At 75.5% G+C, this 17,916-nt stretch carries 16 protein-coding genes; 11 read left to right on the forward strand and 5 right to left on the reverse strand.

Going from position 1 to position 17,916, the window contains the following annotated elements; genetic code table 11:
* The coding region (dnaE, locus tag VKZ81_RS28925) for a DNA polymerase III subunit alpha (protein WP_324244889.1) at nucleotides 1-2,366 on the forward strand (2,366 nt) is incomplete at its 5' end.
* 24 nt (nucleotides 2,367-2,390) lie between these two features.
* Here the strand turns inward: dnaE and VKZ81_RS28930 are convergent.
* A complete protein-coding gene (locus VKZ81_RS28930; RefSeq protein ID WP_324244890.1) occupies nucleotides 2,391-3,248 on the reverse strand; it encodes a PaaX family transcriptional regulator in 858 nt (285 codons plus the stop codon).
* Nucleotides 3,249-3,548: 300 nt separating this feature from the next.
* Between VKZ81_RS28930 and VKZ81_RS28935 the strand changes: the two genes are divergently transcribed.
* Genes VKZ81_RS28935 through bsaP form a run of 5 tightly spaced genes read left to right on the forward strand, consistent with a single transcriptional unit; the run spans nucleotide 3,549 to nucleotide 8,765 of the window.
* Nucleotides 3,549-5,675, forward strand: a complete 2,127-nt coding sequence (locus VKZ81_RS28935; RefSeq protein WP_324244891.1) for a SulP family inorganic anion transporter — start codon at nucleotides 3,549-3,551, stop codon at nucleotides 5,673-5,675.
* A 50-nt stretch (nucleotides 5,676-5,725) separates the two neighbouring features.
* Entirely contained in the window at nucleotides 5,726-6,874 is a 1,149-nt protein-coding gene (locus VKZ81_RS28940) for an 8-amino-7-oxononanoate synthase (protein ID WP_324244892.1), read from the forward strand.
* Nucleotides 6,871-7,563, forward strand: a complete 693-nt coding sequence (bioD, locus tag VKZ81_RS28945) for a dethiobiotin synthase (protein ID WP_324244893.1) — start codon at nucleotides 6,871-6,873, stop codon at nucleotides 7,561-7,563. Before VKZ81_RS28940 ends, bioD begins: the two co-directional genes overlap by 4 nt.
* Nucleotides 7,542-8,567 (forward strand): biotin synthase BioB, encoded by a 1,026-nt coding sequence (gene bioB, locus VKZ81_RS28950; protein ID WP_414709499.1) that lies wholly within the window; start codon nucleotides 7,542-7,544, stop codon nucleotides 8,565-8,567. Before bioD ends, bioB begins: the two co-directional genes overlap by 22 nt.
* 15 nt (nucleotides 8,568-8,582) lie before the next feature.
* Nucleotides 8,583-8,765, forward strand: coding sequence for a biotin synthase auxiliary protein BsaP (gene bsaP / locus VKZ81_RS28955; protein WP_324244895.1), 183 nt, complete (start codon nucleotides 8,583-8,585; stop codon nucleotides 8,763-8,765).
* Nucleotides 8,766-9,230: 465 nt separating this feature from the next.
* Here bsaP and VKZ81_RS28960 read toward each other — a convergent pair whose 3' ends face one another.
* The gene (locus VKZ81_RS28960; protein ID WP_324244896.1) at nucleotides 9,231-9,755 is read right to left on the reverse strand and encodes a CGNR zinc finger domain-containing protein; all 525 of its coding nucleotides are present in this window, start codon (nucleotides 9,753-9,755) and stop codon (nucleotides 9,231-9,233) included.
* Between the two features lie 26 nt (nucleotides 9,756-9,781).
* Here VKZ81_RS28960 and VKZ81_RS28965 point away from each other — a divergent pair, with 26 nt between their 5' ends.
* Complete coding sequence (locus VKZ81_RS28965) at nucleotides 9,782-10,798, forward strand: DMT family transporter (RefSeq protein WP_324244897.1); 1,017 nt, start codon at nucleotides 9,782-9,784, stop codon at nucleotides 10,796-10,798.
* Here VKZ81_RS28965 and VKZ81_RS28970 read toward each other — a convergent pair.
* Together VKZ81_RS28970 and VKZ81_RS28975 are read right to left on the reverse strand one after the other, a co-directional pair.
* Nucleotides 10,706-11,389: an LON peptidase substrate-binding domain-containing protein gene (locus tag VKZ81_RS28970; protein ID WP_324244898.1), complete on the reverse strand. Its 684-nt coding sequence runs from the start codon at nucleotides 11,387-11,389 to the stop codon at nucleotides 10,706-10,708. The genes VKZ81_RS28965 and VKZ81_RS28970 overlap by 93 nt on opposite strands.
* 4 nt (nucleotides 11,390-11,393) lie before the next feature.
* Complete coding sequence (locus VKZ81_RS28975) at nucleotides 11,394-12,110, reverse strand: NUDIX hydrolase (protein ID WP_324244899.1); 717 nt, start codon at nucleotides 12,108-12,110, stop codon at nucleotides 11,394-11,396.
* Nucleotides 12,111-12,263: 153 nt separating this feature from the next.
* On the opposite strand from VKZ81_RS28975, the gene nadA reads away from it, so the two are divergent.
* From nadA to nadC, 3 genes are read left to right on the forward strand one after another with little or no spacing between them, the layout of a single operon-like run.
* A complete protein-coding gene (gene nadA / locus VKZ81_RS28980) occupies nucleotides 12,264-13,271 on the forward strand; it encodes a quinolinate synthase NadA (RefSeq protein ID WP_324244900.1) in 1,008 nt (335 codons plus the stop codon).
* Nucleotides 13,268-14,854, forward strand: a complete 1,587-nt coding sequence (locus tag VKZ81_RS28985; RefSeq protein WP_324244901.1) for an L-aspartate oxidase — start codon at nucleotides 13,268-13,270, stop codon at nucleotides 14,852-14,854. Before nadA ends, VKZ81_RS28985 begins: the two co-directional genes overlap by 4 nt.
* Entirely contained in the window at nucleotides 14,851-15,723 is an 873-nt protein-coding gene (nadC, locus tag VKZ81_RS28990; protein WP_324244902.1) for a carboxylating nicotinate-nucleotide diphosphorylase, read from the forward strand. The genes VKZ81_RS28985 and nadC overlap by 4 nt, the downstream gene beginning before the upstream one ends.
* 12 nt (nucleotides 15,724-15,735) lie before the next feature.
* On the opposite strand, the gene VKZ81_RS28995 is transcribed toward nadC, so the two are convergent.
* Nucleotides 15,736-16,542, reverse strand: a complete 807-nt coding sequence (locus VKZ81_RS28995) for an SDR family NAD(P)-dependent oxidoreductase (RefSeq protein ID WP_324244903.1) — start codon at nucleotides 16,540-16,542, stop codon at nucleotides 15,736-15,738.
* A 118-nt stretch (nucleotides 16,543-16,660) separates the two neighbouring features.
* Here VKZ81_RS28995 and VKZ81_RS29000 point away from each other — a divergent pair, with 118 nt between their 5' ends.
* On the forward strand, nucleotides 16,661-17,863 hold the full coding sequence (locus tag VKZ81_RS29000; RefSeq protein WP_324244904.1) for a M20 family metallopeptidase: 1,203 nt from the start codon (nucleotides 16,661-16,663) through the stop codon (nucleotides 17,861-17,863).
* The last annotated feature ends 53 nt before the right edge of the window (nucleotides 17,864-17,916 follow it).

The raw sequence follows: 17,916 nt of genomic DNA on the forward strand, positions 1-17,916 counted from the left end.
AGCACAAGCTGATCTTCGAGCGGTTCCTCAACCCCGAGCGCGTGTCGATGCCCGACATCGACATGGACTTCGACGAGCGCAGGCGCGGCGAGATGATCCGCTACACCACCGAGAAGTACGGTGAGGACCGGATCGCGCAGATCATCACTTACTCCACGATCAAGGCGAAGGCCGCGATCAAGGACTCGGCGCGCGTGCTCTACGGCCAGCCCGGCTACGCGGTGGCCGACCGCATCTCGAAGGCGATGCCACCCGCGGTGATGGGCAAGGACATCCCGCTGTCGGGCATCTTCGACCCGTCCCACAAGCGCTACGCCGAGGCCGCCGAGGTTCGCGCCCTCTACGAGGCCGACCCGCAGGTCAAGGAGATCATCGACACCGCGCGGGGCCTGGAGGGGCTGAAGCGCCAGTGGGGCGTGCACGCCGCCGGCGTGATCATGTCGAGCAAGCCGCTGATCGACGTCATCCCGATCCAGCGGCGCGAGGCCGACGGCGCCATCATCACGCAGTTCGACATGGGCGCCTGCGAGACGCTCGGGCTGCTGAAGATGGACTTCCTCGGCCTGCGCAACCTCACGATCATCGACGACGCGCTGGCCAACATCGAGCTCAACGGCAAGCCCAAGGTCGAGATCGAGAAGGTCCCGCTCGACGACAAGAAGACCTACGAGCTGCTCGCCCGCGGCGACACGCTCGGGGTGTTCCAGCTCGACGGCGGGCCGATGCGCGACCTGCTGCGCCGCATGGCCCCCACGGAGTTCGACGACATCTCCGCGGTCGGCGCGCTGTACCGGCCGGGCCCGATGGGCGCCAACGCCCACAACGACTACGCCGACCGCAAGAACGGGCGGCAAGAGGTCAAGCCCATCCACCCGGAGCTGGCCGAGCCGCTCAAGGACATCCTCGGCGAGACCTACGGCCTGATCGTCTACCAGGAACAGGTCATGGCGATCGCCCAGAAGCTCGCGGGCTACAGCCTCGGCAAGGCCGACCTGTTGCGCCGGGCGATGGGCAAGAAGAAGAAGGAGATCCTCGACAAGGAGTACGAGGGTTTCGCGAAGGGCATGAAGGAGCACGGCTACTCCGAGGACGCCGTGAAGACCCTCTGGGACATCCTGCTGCCCTTCTCCGACTACGCCTTCAACCGCGCCCACTCCGCCGCGTACGGCGTGGTCTCGTACTGGACGGCCTACCTCAAGGCCAACTATCCGGCCGAGTACATGGCAGCCGTCCTCACCTCCGTCCGCGACGACAAGGACAAGGCGGCGGTCTACCTCGCCGAGTGCCGTCGCATGGGGATCAAGGTGCTGCCCCCGGACGTCAACGACTCGGTGCGCAACTTCGCGCCGGTCGGCGACGACATCCGGTTCGGCCTGGGCGGCATCCGCAACGTCGGGGAGAACGTCGTCGACGCGATCGTGCAGGCGCGCAAGGAGAAGGGGCCGTTCACCGACTTCTCCGACTTCCTGCGCAAGGTCGACGCGGTGGTCTGCAACAAGAAGGTCATCGAATCGCTGATCAAGGCGGGCGCGTTCGACTCGCTCGGCCACCCGCGCAAGGGCCTGCTCCTGGTGCACGCCGACGCCATCGACGCGGTGATGACCACCAAGAAGGCCGCCTCGATGGGACAGTTCGACCTGTTCGGGTCGGTCGACGGCTCCGCCCCGTCGGAGCTCGACGCGGTCTTCGACGTCAAGGTCCCCGACGAGGAGTGGGACACCAAGCACCGGCTCGCGGTCGAGCGGGAGATGCTGGGCCTCTACGTGTCCGGCCACCCGCTGGAGGGCCTGGAGCAGGTGCTGTTGTCGAAGTCGGACATGTCGATCTCGGCGATCCTGGAGGGGGCCGCCGACGGGCGCATCGCCGATGGCCACCAGGTGACCATCGGCGGCATCCTCACCAACGTCAACCGGCGGGTGAACAAGAACGGCGAGCCGTGGGCGTCGGCGCAGCTGGAGGACCTCGCCGGTGGCATCGAGGTGCTGTTCTTCCCCCGCTGCTACCAGGTGGTCGGCGTCGACGTGGCCGAGGACGCGATCGTGCTGGTCAAGGCGAGGGTCAGCAAGCGCGACGACCGGGTGTCGCTGATCGCGAGCGACCTGGCGGTGCCCGACCTGTCGGCGGCCGCGAACGGCGCCGGAGCCCCGGTGAAGGTGAACATCCGTACCGAGCTCGTCACCCCGCAGCGGGTGTCGAAGCTCAAGGAGGTGCTGTCGCACCACCCCGGCACCTCCGAGGTGCACCTGAACCTCATCTACGGCAACAAGACCACCACGTGGAAGCTCGACGACGGGCTCAGGGTCACCAACTCCTCGGCGCTGATGGGCGACCTCAAGGCGCTGCTGGGACCGGGCTGCCTGGGCTGAGCGGCGCGGGCCGGGCCCGGGGGATCAGTCCAGGGCGCCGGTGATCTCCTGCCAGCGCCGCTGGGCGCCGGCGGCCCAGCGGGTGTGCAGGGTGTCGAACAGCGCCGCGGCGCGGGCGCCCGCCCACTCGTCGGGCAGCAGCTCGGGCGGCAGCTTGGGGTCCAGGAACGGGAAGCGGCGCCAGGCGTGCACGAGCAGGATCTGGTGCACGAGCACGTCGTTCGGCTCCACCGGGTTGGCGTCGGCGAACGTCTCGAGGAACTGCTCGTAGGCGGCCTCGACCTCGGCGAGGTCCCACGCCTGCTCCACGATCTGGCGCTCGCTGCCGATCGCGCCGAAGGGGCCGACGAACGAGCTGGTGACGGCGGTCAGCCCCAGCTCGGCGATCACCTCGGCCACCTCGTCCTGCTTGCCGGGGTCCGGGGTGAGCCACACTCCGGGAGCGGGTGAGCCCAGCCCGGCCCACGCCAGGCGCGTGCGCAGCCGGTGCCGCAGCTGGCGGCGGGCCTCCGGCACGCTCACGAGCAGCACGAGCCAGCGCCCGTCCCACGGGGGCACGGCGGCGCCGAAGCCGTAGATCCGAGCGGCGCCGTCGGAGAGCAGCCTGCGGCCCTGGTCGGTGAGCGACCAGCGGACGCGCCGGCCGGCGCGGTCGGACGCGAGGAGGCCCTCCGCGGCCGTGCGGGCGAGCGCCTGCCGGGCCGACTTCGGTTCCACCCCGAGGCCGCCGAGCACGTCGATCAGCACCTGGGTCCACACCGGTTGGTCGCGGGGGAGCACGAACTCGCCGAGCACGGTGAGCAGGAGCGAGCGGGCGCTCGTGGCGCCGAGCTCACGGCGCCGGGAGAGCGCCGGGTGTGCGGTGTCGGCGGCGGTGCTCATGGCGGCCGAGGGTAATGGGCCCGAACGGCCCCACCCGCGCACACCTCGACCAGGGGTCGCCGCACCGGGGGACGCGCACCGACCCACGAACGGGGCAAATCGGGCCACCGATGGTCCGAACGGGCGAGCCGGTGACCAGTATGGATCACACCCGCACAGATGAACATGAATACCGGGTTACGACTGCTCGGCCGAGCGCCGGGCGGGCGGAACCCGGCAGAACGGGCAGCGAAGGAGGGCGTCCCCGATCACCGTGCACCGCCCCTGGCCGTCCCCCGTCGACTGCTCGGAGCCTCGTGGATGACCGCCTCGCCGCCCCACCCCGCCCTCTGCACCGCCGCCCGTCGCCGCGACGTGGTCCGGGCCGACGTCCTCGCCTCGCTCGTCGTCTTCCTCGTCGCGGTCCCGCTCTCGCTGGGCATCGCGCTGGCCTCCGGCGCGCCGCTCATGGCGGGCCTGATCGCCGCGGTCGTCGGCGGCGTCGTCGCCGGCCTGCTCGGCGGGTCCCCGATGCTGGTCAGCGGGCCGGCCGCGGGCCTGACGGTCGTGGTGGCCGAGCTGGTGGCCCGCTTCGGCTGGCAGACCACCTGCCTGGTCACCGCGGGCGCCGGGCTGCTGCAGATCGCCTTCGGCTGCGCCCGCATCGCCCGGTTCAGCCAGGCGATCCCGCCCGCGGTCGTGCACGGGATGCTCGCCGGGATCGGCGTCACGATCGCGGTGGCGCAGCTGCACGTCGTGCTCGGCGGGAGCCCTCCCGCGGGCGCCGTCGACGCGCTGGTCGGGCTCCCGGCCGCGCTCGCGGGGGCCGAGCCGGACGCCGTGCTGGTCGGCGCCGTCACGATCGCGCTGCTGCTCGCGTGGCCGCGCCTGCCCCGAGCGGCCCGGGTGGTCCCGGGCGCGCTCGTCGCGGTCGGCGCCGCGACCGCGCTCGCGCTCGCGCTGCCCGCCGTCGGCCGGGTCGACCTGCCCGGCACCCTGCTGGAGGCGATCTCGCCGCCGACGCTGCTGCCCGACGCGCCCCTGCTGGGGGTCGCGGGCGGCGTGCTCACGATCGCGCTCGTCGCGAGCGTGGAGAGCCTGCTGTCGGCCGTCGCGGTGGACCGCATGCGGCCGGGCACGCGCACCGACGCCGACCGCGAGTTGATCGGCCAGGGGGCGGCGAACGCGCTCTCCGGGGCGCTCGGCGGGCTGCCCGTCACCGGCGTGATCGTGCGCAGCGCCGTCAACGTCGAGGCGGGGGCGCGCACCCGGGCGTCGACGGTGCTGCACGGCGTCTGGGTCGCGGTGTTCGGCGTCGCGCTGGTGGGCGTGGTCGAGCTGATCCCGCTCGCCGCGCTCGCCGGGCTGCTCGTGGTCGTCGGGCTGCAGCTGGTCCGGCCGGTCGACGTGCGGGCCGCCCGCTCCCACGGCGAGCTCGTGGTCTACGTCGGCACGGTCGCGGGCGTGCTCGCGCTGAACCTGCTCGAGGGGGTGGCGATCGGGCTGGTGCTCGCCGGGCTGGTGACGCTGCGCCGCGCGGTGCGGGCCCGGGTCCGGGTCGTGGAACCCGAGGGCGCCGGTCCGTGGCGGGTGGTCGTCGAGGGCACGCTCAGCTTCCTGTCGGTGCCTGCGCTCTCGCGCCGGCTCGCCGCGGTGCCGCCGGGCGCGCCGGTGCGCGTCGAGCTGGTCGTCGACTACCTCGACCACACCGCCTTCGACCACCTCGACGCGTGGACGGCCCTGCAGCGCGCGAGCGGGGCCGAGGTCGTCGTGACCGAGCCGGGTGCGCGCGAGCACGAAGACCGCAGGCGGCACGGGTACGCGACCTGGTCGCAGTGGCAGGAGGTCGACCACACCCCGCACGGGCCGCTGCTCGCGGGGGTCGCGGCGTTCCACTCCGACGCGGCCGAGCTGGTCCGCCCGACGCTCGCCGAGCTCGCCGACGGCCAGGCGCCGAAGGGCCTGCTGCTGTCCTGCGCCGACTCGCGCGTGCAGCCCAGCCTGATCACCCGCAGCGGGCCCGGTGACCTGTTCACCGTGCAGAACGTCGGCAACTTCGCGGCGGGCACGTCGATGCGCGCCGCGCTGCACTACGCCACCGAGGTGCTGCGCGTCCCGCTGGTCGCGGTGTGCGGCCACTCTGGCTGCGGCGCGATGCGCGGGCTGCTCGACGGGGAGCGCCCGCCCGGTGACCCGATCGGCGACTGGCTCGCCTCGGGCGCGCCCAGCCTGGAGGCGCTGCGGGCCGGGCACCCGGTCGGGCTGGCGGCGCGCGCCGCCGGCTACGGCGAGGTGGAGGCCCTCGCCATGGTGAACGTGGCGGTGCAGCTCGCCGTCCTGCGCGCCCAGGGCGTGCCTGCGGCGCTGGTCGGGCTGTTCTTCGACCTGGCGACGGCGCGGGTGCTCGTGCTCGACGAGGAGGCGCAGGAGTTCCGCTGGCCCGGGTGAGCATCACACCGGCGCGCCGGGCGCCCGGCGGCGGGTTACCGTCTGCGCTCGTGACGTCCCCCGAACCCGGCCACCCGCTCGGCTGGCTCGAACCGCATGCCGCCCGCCGGCGCGCCGCGGGCCTGCGCCGCGAGCTGCGGCCCCGCCAGGCGGACGAGCCGCTGCTCGACCTCGCCGGCAACGACTACCTCGGCCTCGCCACCGACCCGCGCGTCGTCGAGGGCGCGGTGCGGGCCGCGCGGACCTGGGGTGCCGGCTCCACCGGGTCGCGCCTCGTCACCGGCTCCACCGCGCTGCACGCCGAGCTGGAGGCGGAGCTCGCCGAGTTCTGCGGCGCGGAGTCCGCGCTCGTGTTCTCCTCCGGCTACACCGCCAACCTCGGCGTGCTCACCGCGCTCGCCGGCCCGGACGCGCTGGTGGTCTCGGACGCGGCCAACCACGCCTCGCTCATCGACGCCTGCCGGCTGTCGAGGTCGCGGGTGCAGGTCGTCGCGCACGACGACGTGGACGCCGTCGACGCCGCGCTGGCCGCGCGCACCGAGCCGCGCGCGCTCGTCGTCACCGAGAGCGTGAACAGCGTGGACGGCGGGCTCGCCCCGCTCGCCCGGCTGCACGCGGTCTGCCGCCGCCACCGGGCGCTGCTCGTCGTGGACGAGGCGCACGGGCTCGGCGTGGTGGGGCCGGGCGGGCGCGGCCTGCTCGCCGAGGCCGGGCTGGCCGGGGCGGACGACGTCGTGGCGACGGTGACGCTGTCGAAGTCGCTCGGCTCACAGGGCGGCGCGGTGCTCGGGCCCGCGGCGGTCACCGCGCACCTGGTGGACACCGCGCGCACGTTCATCTTCGACACCGGGCTCGCGCCCGCCGCGGTCGGTGCGGCGCAGGCCGCGTTGGGCGTGCTCCGCGCGGAACCCGACCGCCCGGGCGCGGTGCTGCGGGTGGCGGCGGCGCTCGCCGCCGCCGCCGGCGTGCCCGCGCCGCCGTCCGCGGTGGTGGCGGTCGTGCTCGGGGAGCCGGACGTCGCCGTCGCCGCTGCCCGCCGCTGCGCCGAGCGCGGGCTGCGCGTCGGGTGCTTCCGGCCGCCGTCGGTGCCCGAGGGCACGAGCAGGCTGCGGCTCACCGCACGCGCCACGGTGACCGACGCCGAGCTCGCGCACGTCCGCGCCGTGCTCGCCGACGTCCTGGCCATGGCGAGCGCATGATCCTCGTCGTCACCGGCACCGGCACCGGGGTCGGCAAGACGATCGTGACGGCGGCGCTCGCCGCGGCCGCCGCGGCCCGCGGGGAGCGGGTGGCCGTGCTCAAGCCCGCGCAGACCGGCGTCGCCGACGGCGAGCCGGGCGACGCCGCCACGGTCGCTCGCCTGGTGCCCGGCACCACCGCCCGCGAACTGGCCCGCTACCCCGACCCGCTGGCGCCCGCCACCGCGGCCCGCCGGGCCGGGGCGAAGCCGGTCGAGCCGGGGGAGGCGGCGGACGCGGCGGCCGCGCTCGCCGCCGACCACGACCTCGTGCTCGTCGAGGGCGCCGGCGGGCTGCTGGTGCGGCTGTCCGACGACGGCACGCTCGCCGACGTCGCGGCGCTCCTCGACGCCCCCGTGCTGGTGGTCGCCGCCGCCGGGCTGGGCACGCTCAACGCCACCGAGCTCACCGTCGAGGCGCTGCGCCGCCGCGGGCTCACCTGCCCGGGGGTCGTGGTCGGCTCCTGGCCCGCCGAGCCCGACCTCGCCGCCCGGTGCAACCTCGCCGACCTGCCCGCCACCAGCGGGGTCCCGCTGCTCGGCGCGCTCCCGGAGGGCGCGGGCGCGCTGGCCCCGGAGCGGTTCGCGGTCATCGCGCGTCACAGTGTCGCTCCCGAACTGGGTGGCGGATGGCAGACTCCCGGACCGTGACGACGACGCAGTTCGCCATCCTCGACACCGCCCGGTCCCAGGTCCTCGGCGAGGGGGTCGGCCTGTCGGAGGAGCAGGTGCTCGACGTCCTGCGGCTCCCCGACGAGGCCCTCGAGCCGCTGCTCGAGCTGGCGCACGAGGTGCGGATGCGCTGGTGCGGGCCGGAGGTCGAGGTCGAGGGGATCATCTCGCTGAAGACCGGCGGCTGCCCCGAGGACTGCCACTTCTGCTCGCAGTCGGGGCTGTTCGACTCGCCGGTGCGCTCGGCGTGGCTGGACATCCCCTCGCTGGTGGAGGCGGCCAAGCAGACGGCCAAGACCGGCGCCACGGAGTTCTGCATCGTCGCCGCGGTGCGCGGGCCGAACGAGCGGCTGATGGCGCAGGTCGCCGCGGGAATCGCCGCGATCAAGGACGCGGTCGACATCAACATCGCCTGCTCGCTCGGCATGCTCACCCCCGAGCAGGTCGAGCAGTTGGCCGCGATGGGCGTGCACCGCTACAACCACAACCTGGAGACCGCGCGCTCGCACTTCCCGAACGTCGTCACCACGCACACGTGGGAGGAGCGCTGGGAGACGCTGCAGCTGGTGCGCGAGGCGGGCATGGAGGTCTGCTGCGGCGGCATCCTCGGCATGGGGGAGTCGCTCGAGCAGCGCGCGGAGTTCGCCGCGCAGCTGGCCGAGCTCACCCCCGACGAGGTCCCGCTGAACTTCCTGAACCCGCGCCCGGGCACCCCGTTCGGCGACCTGGAGCCGCTCGACGCCCGCGACGCGCTGCGGGCCGTGGCCGCGTTCCGGCTCGCGATGCCGCGCACCGTGCTGCGGTTCGCGGGCGGGCGGGAGATCACGCTCGGCGACCTGGGCGCGCGCCAGGGCCTGCTCGGCGGCATCAACGCGGTGATCGTCGGCAACTACCTGACCACCCTCGGTCGCCCGGCGGAAGCCGACATCGACCTGCTCGGCGAGCTGAAGATGCCGATCAAGGCGCTGAACGACACGATCTGAGGCGAGGGTCGAGCGGTGTTCTGCGACCAGTGCGGGAAGCCGGCGGGGGCGCGGGGCGAGCACGCGCGCTGCGTGGAGCGGCGGTTGCTCGAACCGCCCCGGTTCTGCCCGGACTGCGCGCGGCGCATGGTGGTGCAGGTGACGCCGACGGGCTGGACGGCCCGCTGCAGCCGGCACGGCGAGCGGACGAGCGCCTGACGGCGCGGCGATCCTCGCCGGCCTCGCCCGCGTGCGGCGGGACCATCGGGATGCCCGCAGTGCTCGTCGACGCGGTTGGTGTGTGCCCGAGACCATTCCCCGGCGGCGGTTGCGCAACGCCAGCGGCGAGATCATGCGCCGGGTCGAGGCGGGGGAGAGCTTCCCCGACGGGCGCCGCGCCCGCCTGCGTCGGATCCTCGATCAGGACGAGGTGCTCCCGTACGGGGTGGAGGAGGCGAAGTTCCCCGGAGCCCTCGTTCTACGGAGCCCTCGCCTCGTTGGTCAGGGCCGCCGGCCGCAACCCCCGCCCTCGTCGGCTCGACCTGCAGATCGCCGCAACGGCTGCAGCGGCGGGGATGCCCTTGGTGACGTGCATCCCCGCCGACTTCGTCGGCGTCGATTCCCTCGTCGATTCCCTCGTCGACGTCGTGGCGGTGGGGCGAAGACGCGGCCGACTGCCCCGCTTCACCGCCCCCGGCGGCGCCTGCGGTGGTCGGCCACGTGGGTCTGGTTGGCGCACCGGGTGCTGCAGAAGCGGCGCCGCCCGTTGCGCGAGGTGTCGACGAAGACGGTGGCGCAGCCGGGCCGGTCGCACCGGCCGAGCCGGGTGGGGTCGTCGCAGAGGGCGTGGGCGAGCCCGCCCGCGGTGTAGGCCTTGACCCGGTGCACGAGCGGCGCGTCGGGCTCGGCGTAGTGGAAGTGCGGGGGCTTGCCGTCGTGCTGGGAGATGTGGGGCGGGGCGGCGACCTCGGCGAGCAGCTCGTTGACCAGCCGAACCCGCCCGGTCACGTCGGGTTCGGCGAACACGGCACCCAGCCGCTGCGCCCACCGCCCCAGCTCCGCGGCCTGCGCGGGCCCGACGGCGTCGGTCGGGCGGTAGTCGTGTGCGGCGAGGATCGCGTCGAGCCGCCGCGGGACGGGCTCGGGACCGGCGTTGACGAGCGCGGCCGCGAGCTGGGCCGCCGTGCCGCCGTAAGGGTTGAACTGCACTAGACCATTACAGCAGCCTGGCGCGCATGGGAACCAGCGTGCGGCGGTCCTCCGGACGGGTCGCGGGCGTGGCGTGGGCGCTCGGCGCGGCGCTGGCGATGGGGAGCGCGGCCGCGTCGATGAAGGCGCTCGGCGCCGCCGGGGTGGGCGCGGCGACCGCGGTGCAGGGGCGGCTGGTGGTCGCCGCCGCCGCGCTGATGGCCGTCGCGCTCGTGGTGCGCCGCGGCCGCCTGCGGGTGGCGCGCCGGGACTGGTGGGCCGTCGCGGCCTACGGCGTGATCGGGCTGGCCGCGAACCAGCTGGTGTTCATGCTGTCGCTGTCGCGGCTCTCGGTCGGGGTGGCGCTGCTGCTGGAGTACCTGGCACCGGTGCTCGTGGCGCTGTGGGTGCGGTGCGTGCGGCGCGAGCCGGTGTCGCGGCTGGTGTGGGCGGGGATCGCGGCCACGGTGGCCGGCCTCGGCATGGTCGCGCGGGTCTGGGCCGGGTTCGCGCTGGACGCCGTCGGGTTCGGGCTGGGGTTGCTCGCGGCCGCGACGATGGCGAGCCGGTTCGTGCTCGCCGACCGCGGCCTGCGCCGCCACGACCCGCTGGTGGTCGCGGCGTGGGGGACGACCGCGAGCGCCGCCGCGATGCTGGTGACGGCGCCGGTCGCGCCGTTCCGGCCGGACGCGCTCGCCCGTGCCGCGGACCTGGGCGGCGTCGGCGTCCCGCTGGTGGCCCTGGTGGGGTGGGCCGGGGTGGTCGGCACGGCCGGGGGCGTGGTGTTCTCCGTGGCCGCCCAGCGGCTGCTCGCGCCGACCGCGACGAGCCTCGTGGTCTCGCTGGAGGTCGTCGTCGGGGCCGCGCTCGCCTACGCGGTGCTCGGTGAGGCGCTGACGGGCGCCCAGGTCGTGGGCGGCGCGGTGATGCTCGCCGGGATCGCGCTGGCGCAGCTCGCGACCGCACGCGGCTCAGTTGGTGCTGTGGTCGACCGCGTACGTGGTGATCGGGGTGGGCACGGCGCGGAGCTGGGAGAGCAGGCTCGCCTCGCGCGCCAGCAGTGAGCGGACCAGACGCAGCCGCTCGACCGGGGAGGTGAGCTCGAGCAGGCGCTGGCGGTCGCCGAGCGGCAGCAGGCAGTCCGCGACGAGGATGTGCGGCAGCGTGCCGGGCTCGACGTCCGGGTCCGGTTCGGCCCACTCGCCCGCCTTCCAGGCGGCCGTGCAGTAACGGCGGTGGGCGTCCCTGGCCGCGGCGGACAGGACGCGGATGAGCTCGCCCACCGTCTCGTCGTCGGCCGGGTCGTCGGGAAGAGGCTCCACGGAGCCCACGAGGTACGGCTTGGACTCGGTGTCGAGGTCGATCAGCCGGAAGCGGCGCGCGCCCTGCGTGACGATGTCGAACCGCCCGTCCGGCAGCTGGCGGACGTCGCGCAGCACCGCGGTGCAGCCGACCGCGTGCAGGCCGGCGAGGCCGTCGTCGTCGGGGGCCCAGCCCTCCCGGACGGCGACGACGCCGAACTCGCGGTCGGGCACGGCGCCGGTGACGAGGTCGATGGTGAGCTGCCGGTACCGCGGTTCGAAGATGTGCAGTGGCAGCGTGGCTCCGGGGAGTAGCACCGTGCCCAGCGGGAACAGCGGGAGCGTCTCGGCCACGCCGTTACGGTACGTCGCTGCGGGCCGATTCGCCCGATCCGCCGGAGGGCCCGGGAGGGCGCAGAACGGCGAACGCGTCGGTGACGCGCAGGGTGCGCTCGGTGAAGCGGAAGACCGCGGCGGGACGGCCGCCCGCGGGGCCCGGCGGCGCCACCTCGCCGGTGGGTTCGAGGACCTTGCGCCGGGTCAGCACGCGCTGCAGGTTCGTCGCCGACACCGGGTGGCCCAGCGCCGCGGCGTACAGGTCGCGCAGGGCGGAGATCGTGAACTCGCGGGGGGCGAGCGCGAACCCGAGGTTGGTGTAGGACAGCTTCGCGCGCAGCCGGTCGCGGGCGGCGGCGATGATCGCGGCGTGGTCGAACGCGGTCGGCGGGAGCGCGGCGAGCGGGTGCCACGCCGTGTCCGGGGGCACGGCCGGGTCGGCGTCCGACGGCACGATCCCGAGGAACGCGGTGGCGATCCGGCGCACGTCGGGCACCCGGTCGGGCCGGCTGAACACCCCGAGCTGCTCGACGTGGGTGACCTCGCGCAGGTCGACCTTCTCCGCGAGCTGGCGGCGCACCGACTGCTCGACGTCCTCGTCGTCGCCCAGCAGACCGCCGGGCAGCGCCCAGCGCCCGGCGTCCGGCGGGAGGGCGCGTTGCCAGGCGAGCACCTGCAGCGACCCGCAGCGGATCTGCAGCACCGCGGCGAGCACCTCGTGCTCGGTCGGGCGCCCCATGACCCGAGATCGTAGGGTGTCGGCCCCGGCACCGGCCGTGAACGTCGCGTTGCGCCGGGGTGAGTTCCCGGTCACGAGAAGGGGTCGCGCGCCGAGCCCCGCTGCTAGTATCACCCCTGTTTGCGACTGGTAGTCGAAAACCCGGGAGGGGTCATGACCGCAAGCCCGACACCGGCCAGGGCCCGGTCGAGCGCGTCGCTCGAACCCGGCTGGGCCGAGGAGGTGCGTGCACTGGCCCGGCGCCGCGACGCCGTCCTGCTGGCGCACAACTACCAGTTGCCCGAGATCCAGGACGTCGCCGACCACACCGGGGACTCGCTCGCCCTGTCGCGGATCGCGGCCGAGTCCGACGCGTCGACGATCGTGTTCTGCGGCGTCCACTTCATGGCCGAGACCGCGAAGATCCTGAGCCCGGACAAGACGGTGCTCATCCCGGACGCGGCTGCCGGGTGCTCGCTCGCCGACTCGATCACCGTCGACCAGCTGCGGGCGTGGAAGGCCGAGCACCCCGGCGCGGTGGTCGTGAGCTACGTGAACACCACCGCCGCGGTGAAGGCCGAGACCGACGTCTGCTGCACCTCCTCCAACGCCGTCGAGGTGGTCGCCTCGATCCCGGAGGAGAAGGAGGTGCTGTTCCTGCCCGACCAGTTCCTCGGCGCGCACGTGCGGCGCGTGCTGCAGCGGGAGAACATGCACGTCTGGGCGGGGGAGTGCCACGTGCACGCCGGCATCAACGGCGCCACCCTCACCGCGCAGGCCGAGGCGAACCCCGACGCCGAGCTCTTCGTCCACCCGGAGTGCGGCTGCGCCACCTCGGCGCTCTACCTCGCCGGCACCGGCGCGGTGCCCGCCGACCGGGTCAAGATCCTCTCCACCGGCGGGATGCTCGACGCCGCGCGGACGTCGAACGCGAAGTCCGTGCTGGTGGCCACCGAGGTCGGCATGCTGCACCAGCTGCGCCGGGCCGCCCCCGACATCGACTTCCGCGCCGTCAACGACCGCGCGTCCTGCCGCTACATGAAGATGATCACGCCCGAGAAGCTGCTGCGCGCGCTGCGCGAGGGCCGCGACGAGGTGCGCGTCGACCCCGAGCTCGCGGCGCGGGGACGGGCCGCCGTCCAGCGGATGATCGAGATCGGGCAGCCCGGGGGTGGCGAGTGAGCGCGCAGTGGGAGGCCGAGGCCGACCTCGTGGTCGTCGGGTCCGGGGTCGCCGGCCTCACCGCCGCGCTGGACGCCGCCGAGCTCGGCCTGCGGGTCGTGGTCGTGACCAAGGACGCCCCGGACGCCGGGTCCACCGGGTTCGCGCAGGGCGGCATCGCCGTCGTGCTCGGCGACGTGCCGGGCGACAGCGTCGAGGCGCACATCGCCGACACGCTCGAAGCGGGCGCGGGCCTGTCCGACCCGGCCGCGGTGCGCGAGATCCTCACCGACGGGCCGGCCGCGCTCGCGCGGCTGCGCGCCCGCGGCGCCGTGTTCGACTCGGGCCCCGACGGGCGGCTCGCGCGCACCCGGGAGGGTGGGCACTCGGCGTTCCGCGTGGTCCCCGCAGGGGGCGACGCCACCGGGGCCGAGGTGGAGCGGGCGCTGGTGGCGGCCGCGGCCGACCGGCGACTGCCGCTGCTCGCGGGGCACGTCGCGGTCGACGCGCTGCGCGACGAGCGCGGTGCGGTCGCCGGGCTCGCGGTGCTCGACGACGCCGGCCGGGCCGGCGTGCTGCGCGCCCCCGCGGTGCTGCTCGCGAGCGGCGGCTACGGCCAGCTGTACGCGAGCACCACCAACCCGGCCACCGCGACCGGCGACGGGGTCGCGCTCGCGCTGCGGGCCGGCGCGACCGTGGCCGACCTGGAGTTCGTGCAGTTCCACCCCACCGTCCTCTACACCGGGCCCGCGCTGGGCAGGCGGCCGCTGGTCACCGAGGCCGTCCGCGGCGAGGGCGCGGTGCTCCTCGACCGCGCGGGGCGGCGGTTCATGACCGGGGTGCACCCGCTCGCCGACCTGGCCCCGCGCGACGTGGTGGCCGCGGCGATCACCCGCACGCTCGCCGCGACCGGCGCCGACTGCGTGCACCTGGACGCGACCGGCATCCCCGACTTCGCCCGCCGCTTCCCGACCGTCCACGCGGCGTGCCGGGCCGCCGGGATCGACCCGGCGCGCGAGCCCATCCCCGTCACCCCGGCCGCGCACTACGCGTGCGGCGGCGTGGTCACCGACCCGCACGGCCGCACCTCGGTGCCCGGCCTCTACGCCGCGGGGGAGGTGGCCCGCACCGGTCTGCACGGGGCGAACCGGCTCGCGTCCAACTCGCTGCTGGAGGGCCTCGTCGTCGGGGCCCGCGCCGCGCGGGCGGTGGCCGCCGACGCCAGGACGCAGCGGCCGCCCGCGGAGTGCCTCGCACCCTCGCCCGCGGCGCCGCTCGCGCCCCGCGAGGTCGTGCAGCAGGCGATGAGCCTCGCCGCGGGCATCGGGCGCGACGCCGCCGGCCTCGCCGCCGCGTCCGACCGGATCGAGGCCGCCACCGCGGTCGGCGTGCCCGCGGGCCGGGCGGGGGTGGAGGACGCCGCGCTCACCCTGCTCGCGCAGGCCGTGCTCGCCGCGGCGGGCACCCGCACCGAGAGCCGGGGCTGCCACGTGCGAACCGACTTCCCCGAGCGCGACGACCGCTGGCAGCGGGCCAGCCTCGAGATCAGGCTCGACGACCACGGCAGGCCGCTGGTGCAGGCCGGGACGGCGGTGGCGGCATGAGCGGCGGCATGACCGGGGTGCTCGCCGGGCCGGACCCGGCCGACCTGAAGCGCGTGGTCGCGACCGCCCTCGAGGAGGACCTGCGCTACGGCCCGGACGCCACCACGGCGGCCACCGTGCCCGCCGACGCCGTGGCCGTCGCCGCCTTCGCCGCGCGCGAGCCGGGCGTGCTCGCCGGCCTGCCCGCGGTGCGCGCCGTGCTGGACGAGGTCGTCGGCGGCTACGAGGTGATCGAGTCGCGCTCCGACGGCGACCGGCTCGCCGCGGGCGACGTCGCCCTCCTGGTCCGGGCGCCGGTGCGCGGGCTGCTCACCGCCGAGCGCACGGCGCTCAACCTGCTGTGCCACCTGTCGGGCGTCGCGACCGCCACCGCGGCGTGGGTGGACGCGGTCGCCGGCACCGGCGCGCGCATCCGCGACACCCGCAAGACGCTGCCCGGCCTGCGCCTGCTGGAGAAGTACGCCGTGCGCTGCGGCGGCGGGGTGAACCACCGCCTCGGGCTCGGCGACGCGATCCTGATCAAGGACAACCACGTGGCGGCCGCCGGGTCGGTGGGCGCGGCGCTCGCCGCCGCCCGGGCCGCGCGGCCCGACCTGCCCTACGAGGTGGAGGTCGACACCCTCGACCAGCTCGACGAGGTGCTCGCGCTGGGTGCGGAGCTGGTGCTGCTGGACAACTTCGACGTCGAGCGCACCCGCGAGGCCGTCCGCCGCCGGGGCGAGCGGCCCACGAAGCTCGAATCCTCCGGCGGCCTGACGCTCGACACCGCCCGCGCCTACGCCGAGACCGGGGTGGACTACCTGTCGGTCGGCGCGCTCACCCACTCGGTGCGCGCCCTCGACCTTGGCCTGGACCTGCGCCCGGCCTGAGCCCCTCCCGGGTCAGCGCAGGCGCAGCACGCTGCCGTTGAGCAGCCGGGCCTCCTCCGAGACGACCCAGGCGATCACCTCGGCCACCTCCTCGGGGGAGGCCACGTGGGTGTGCTCGCGGCTCGCCGCGACGCCCGCCCGCACCTCGTCGGTGACCCACCCGGTGTCGGTCACCGGCGGGTAGACGATGTTGGCCGTGATGCCGAGGTCGGCGAGCTCGACCGACGCCGACATCGTGTAGTTCTCCTGCGCGGCCTTCGCGGCGCCGTAGGACACCTCGTCGGGGAAGCCGTGCTGCCCGCCGGAGGTGAGCCCGACGATGCGGCCCCACGTCGCGCCGCGGGCCCGGTGGCGGCGCGCGAACTCCGCGATCAGGAGCGCAGGCGCCATCGCGTCGACCGCGAACTGCTGCCGGAACGTCTCCGCGGTGACCGGCTGCATCGGGCGGCCGAACCGGTCGGTCTCGGCGGGGGTGAAGGTGTCCTGCACCCACCCGCTCGCGTTGTTGACCAGGATGTCCACCGGCCCGAGCCGCTCCTCGGCCGCGTCGAACAGCAGCGCGGGGCTGGCCGGGTCGCGCAGGTCGGCCTCCACCGCGTGCGCCCGCCCGCCGCAGCGCTCGATCTGTGCGACGACGTCGGCGGCGTCGCCGCGACGCAGGCGGTTGTACTCGGTGGGCTGGCCCTCGTCGTCGCCCGGGCGGAAGTAGGCCACCAGCACCGACGCGCCGCGGCGCCCGAGCGCGACCGCGGTGGCGGCGCCGATGCCCTGGTTGGCGCCGGTCACGAGCGCCACGTGCGGGGAGGGCGTGTTCGGCATGGCCGCACCATCGCGCACCCGCGGGGTGGTGATCAAACCACTTTCCCGCGGACGAACCGCCCGTCCCGGTCGTTCCGGGCGCCGTCCTCGACGCCGTCGCCGTGAGAGGATCCGCCGGGTGGCCGAGCTGATCGACCGGCACCACGGGGTGCCCGCACCGTCGGCGCTGGACCGGGTCGACGTCACGCGGCTGCACCGGTGGCTCGCCGCGCACCGCGCCGAGCTCGTCGCCGACCTGGTCGCCGTCGCCGAGCGCGAGACCCCCAGCGACGACACGGCGCTGCTCGCCGAGGGGCTCGCGCACCTGGAGGAGTGGGCCACGAGGCGGCTCGGGCCGCCCGCCCGCCGCGCGCTGCACGAGGCGAGTGCGCACGGCTCGGCGCTCACCGTGGAGCACGAGGGGACCGGCCCCCCGCTGACCCTGCTCGCGCACTACGACACGGTCTGGAGCGCGGGCACCCTGCAGGACCGGCCGGTGCGCGTCGAGGGCGACCGCGTGAGCGGCCCCGGCGTGTTCGACATGAAGGCGGGCCTCGTCCAGGCCGTCTGGGCGGTCCGGGCGCTGCGGGCGGCCGGGGTGGCCCACCCGCCGCTGCGGCTGCTGCTCACCGGCGACGAGGAGATCGGCAGCCCCTTCTCCCGCCCGATCATCGAGGCCGCGTGCGCCGACGCCGCGGCGGTGCTGGTGTTCGAGGCGAGCGCCGCGGGCGGCGCGGTGAAGACCGCCCGCAAGGGCGTCGGGCTGTTCGACGTGCACGTGCGGGGCGTGGAGGCGCACGCGGGCCTCGACCCGACCGCGGGCGCGAGCGCGATCGACGAGATCGCCCGCGTCGTCACCACCCTGCACGCCGCCACCGACCACGCCGAGGGCACCACCGTCAACGTCGGGGTGCTGCGCGGCGGCACCCGCCCGAACGTCGTGGCGGGCACCGCGGAGGCCTCGATCGACGTGCGCGTGGCCTCCGTCGCCGCGCAGGAGCGGATCGAGGCGCTGCTCGCGGGCCTGCGCGCGCACGACCCGCGCGCCGAGCTCAGGGTGACCGGCGGGTGGAACCGGCCCGTGATGGAGCGCAGCGAGGGGATCGCCGCCGTGTACGCCCTCGCCCGCGCGGCGGCGGCGCGGCTGGGCGTCGACCTGCCCGAGGCCGCGGTGGGCGGGGCGAGCGACGGCAACTTCGCCGCCGCCCTCGGCCGCCCGGTGCTCGACGGGCTGGGCGCGGTCGGCGGTGGGGCGCACGCCCGCCACGAGCACGTCAGCGTGGACGGGATGGTGGAGCGCGCGGCCGTGGCCGCGGCCGTCGTCGCGGCGTTCGCCGGGTGACGGCGCCGCCCCGGGCCGCCGGGTCCGGCCCCCGCCGGGCGGGCGGGTTCGGT

Origin of the sequence: Pseudonocardia sp. (assembly GCF_035305885.1) — a bacterium.
Taxonomy (GTDB): Bacteria; Actinomycetota; Actinomycetes; order Mycobacteriales; family Pseudonocardiaceae; genus Pseudonocardia.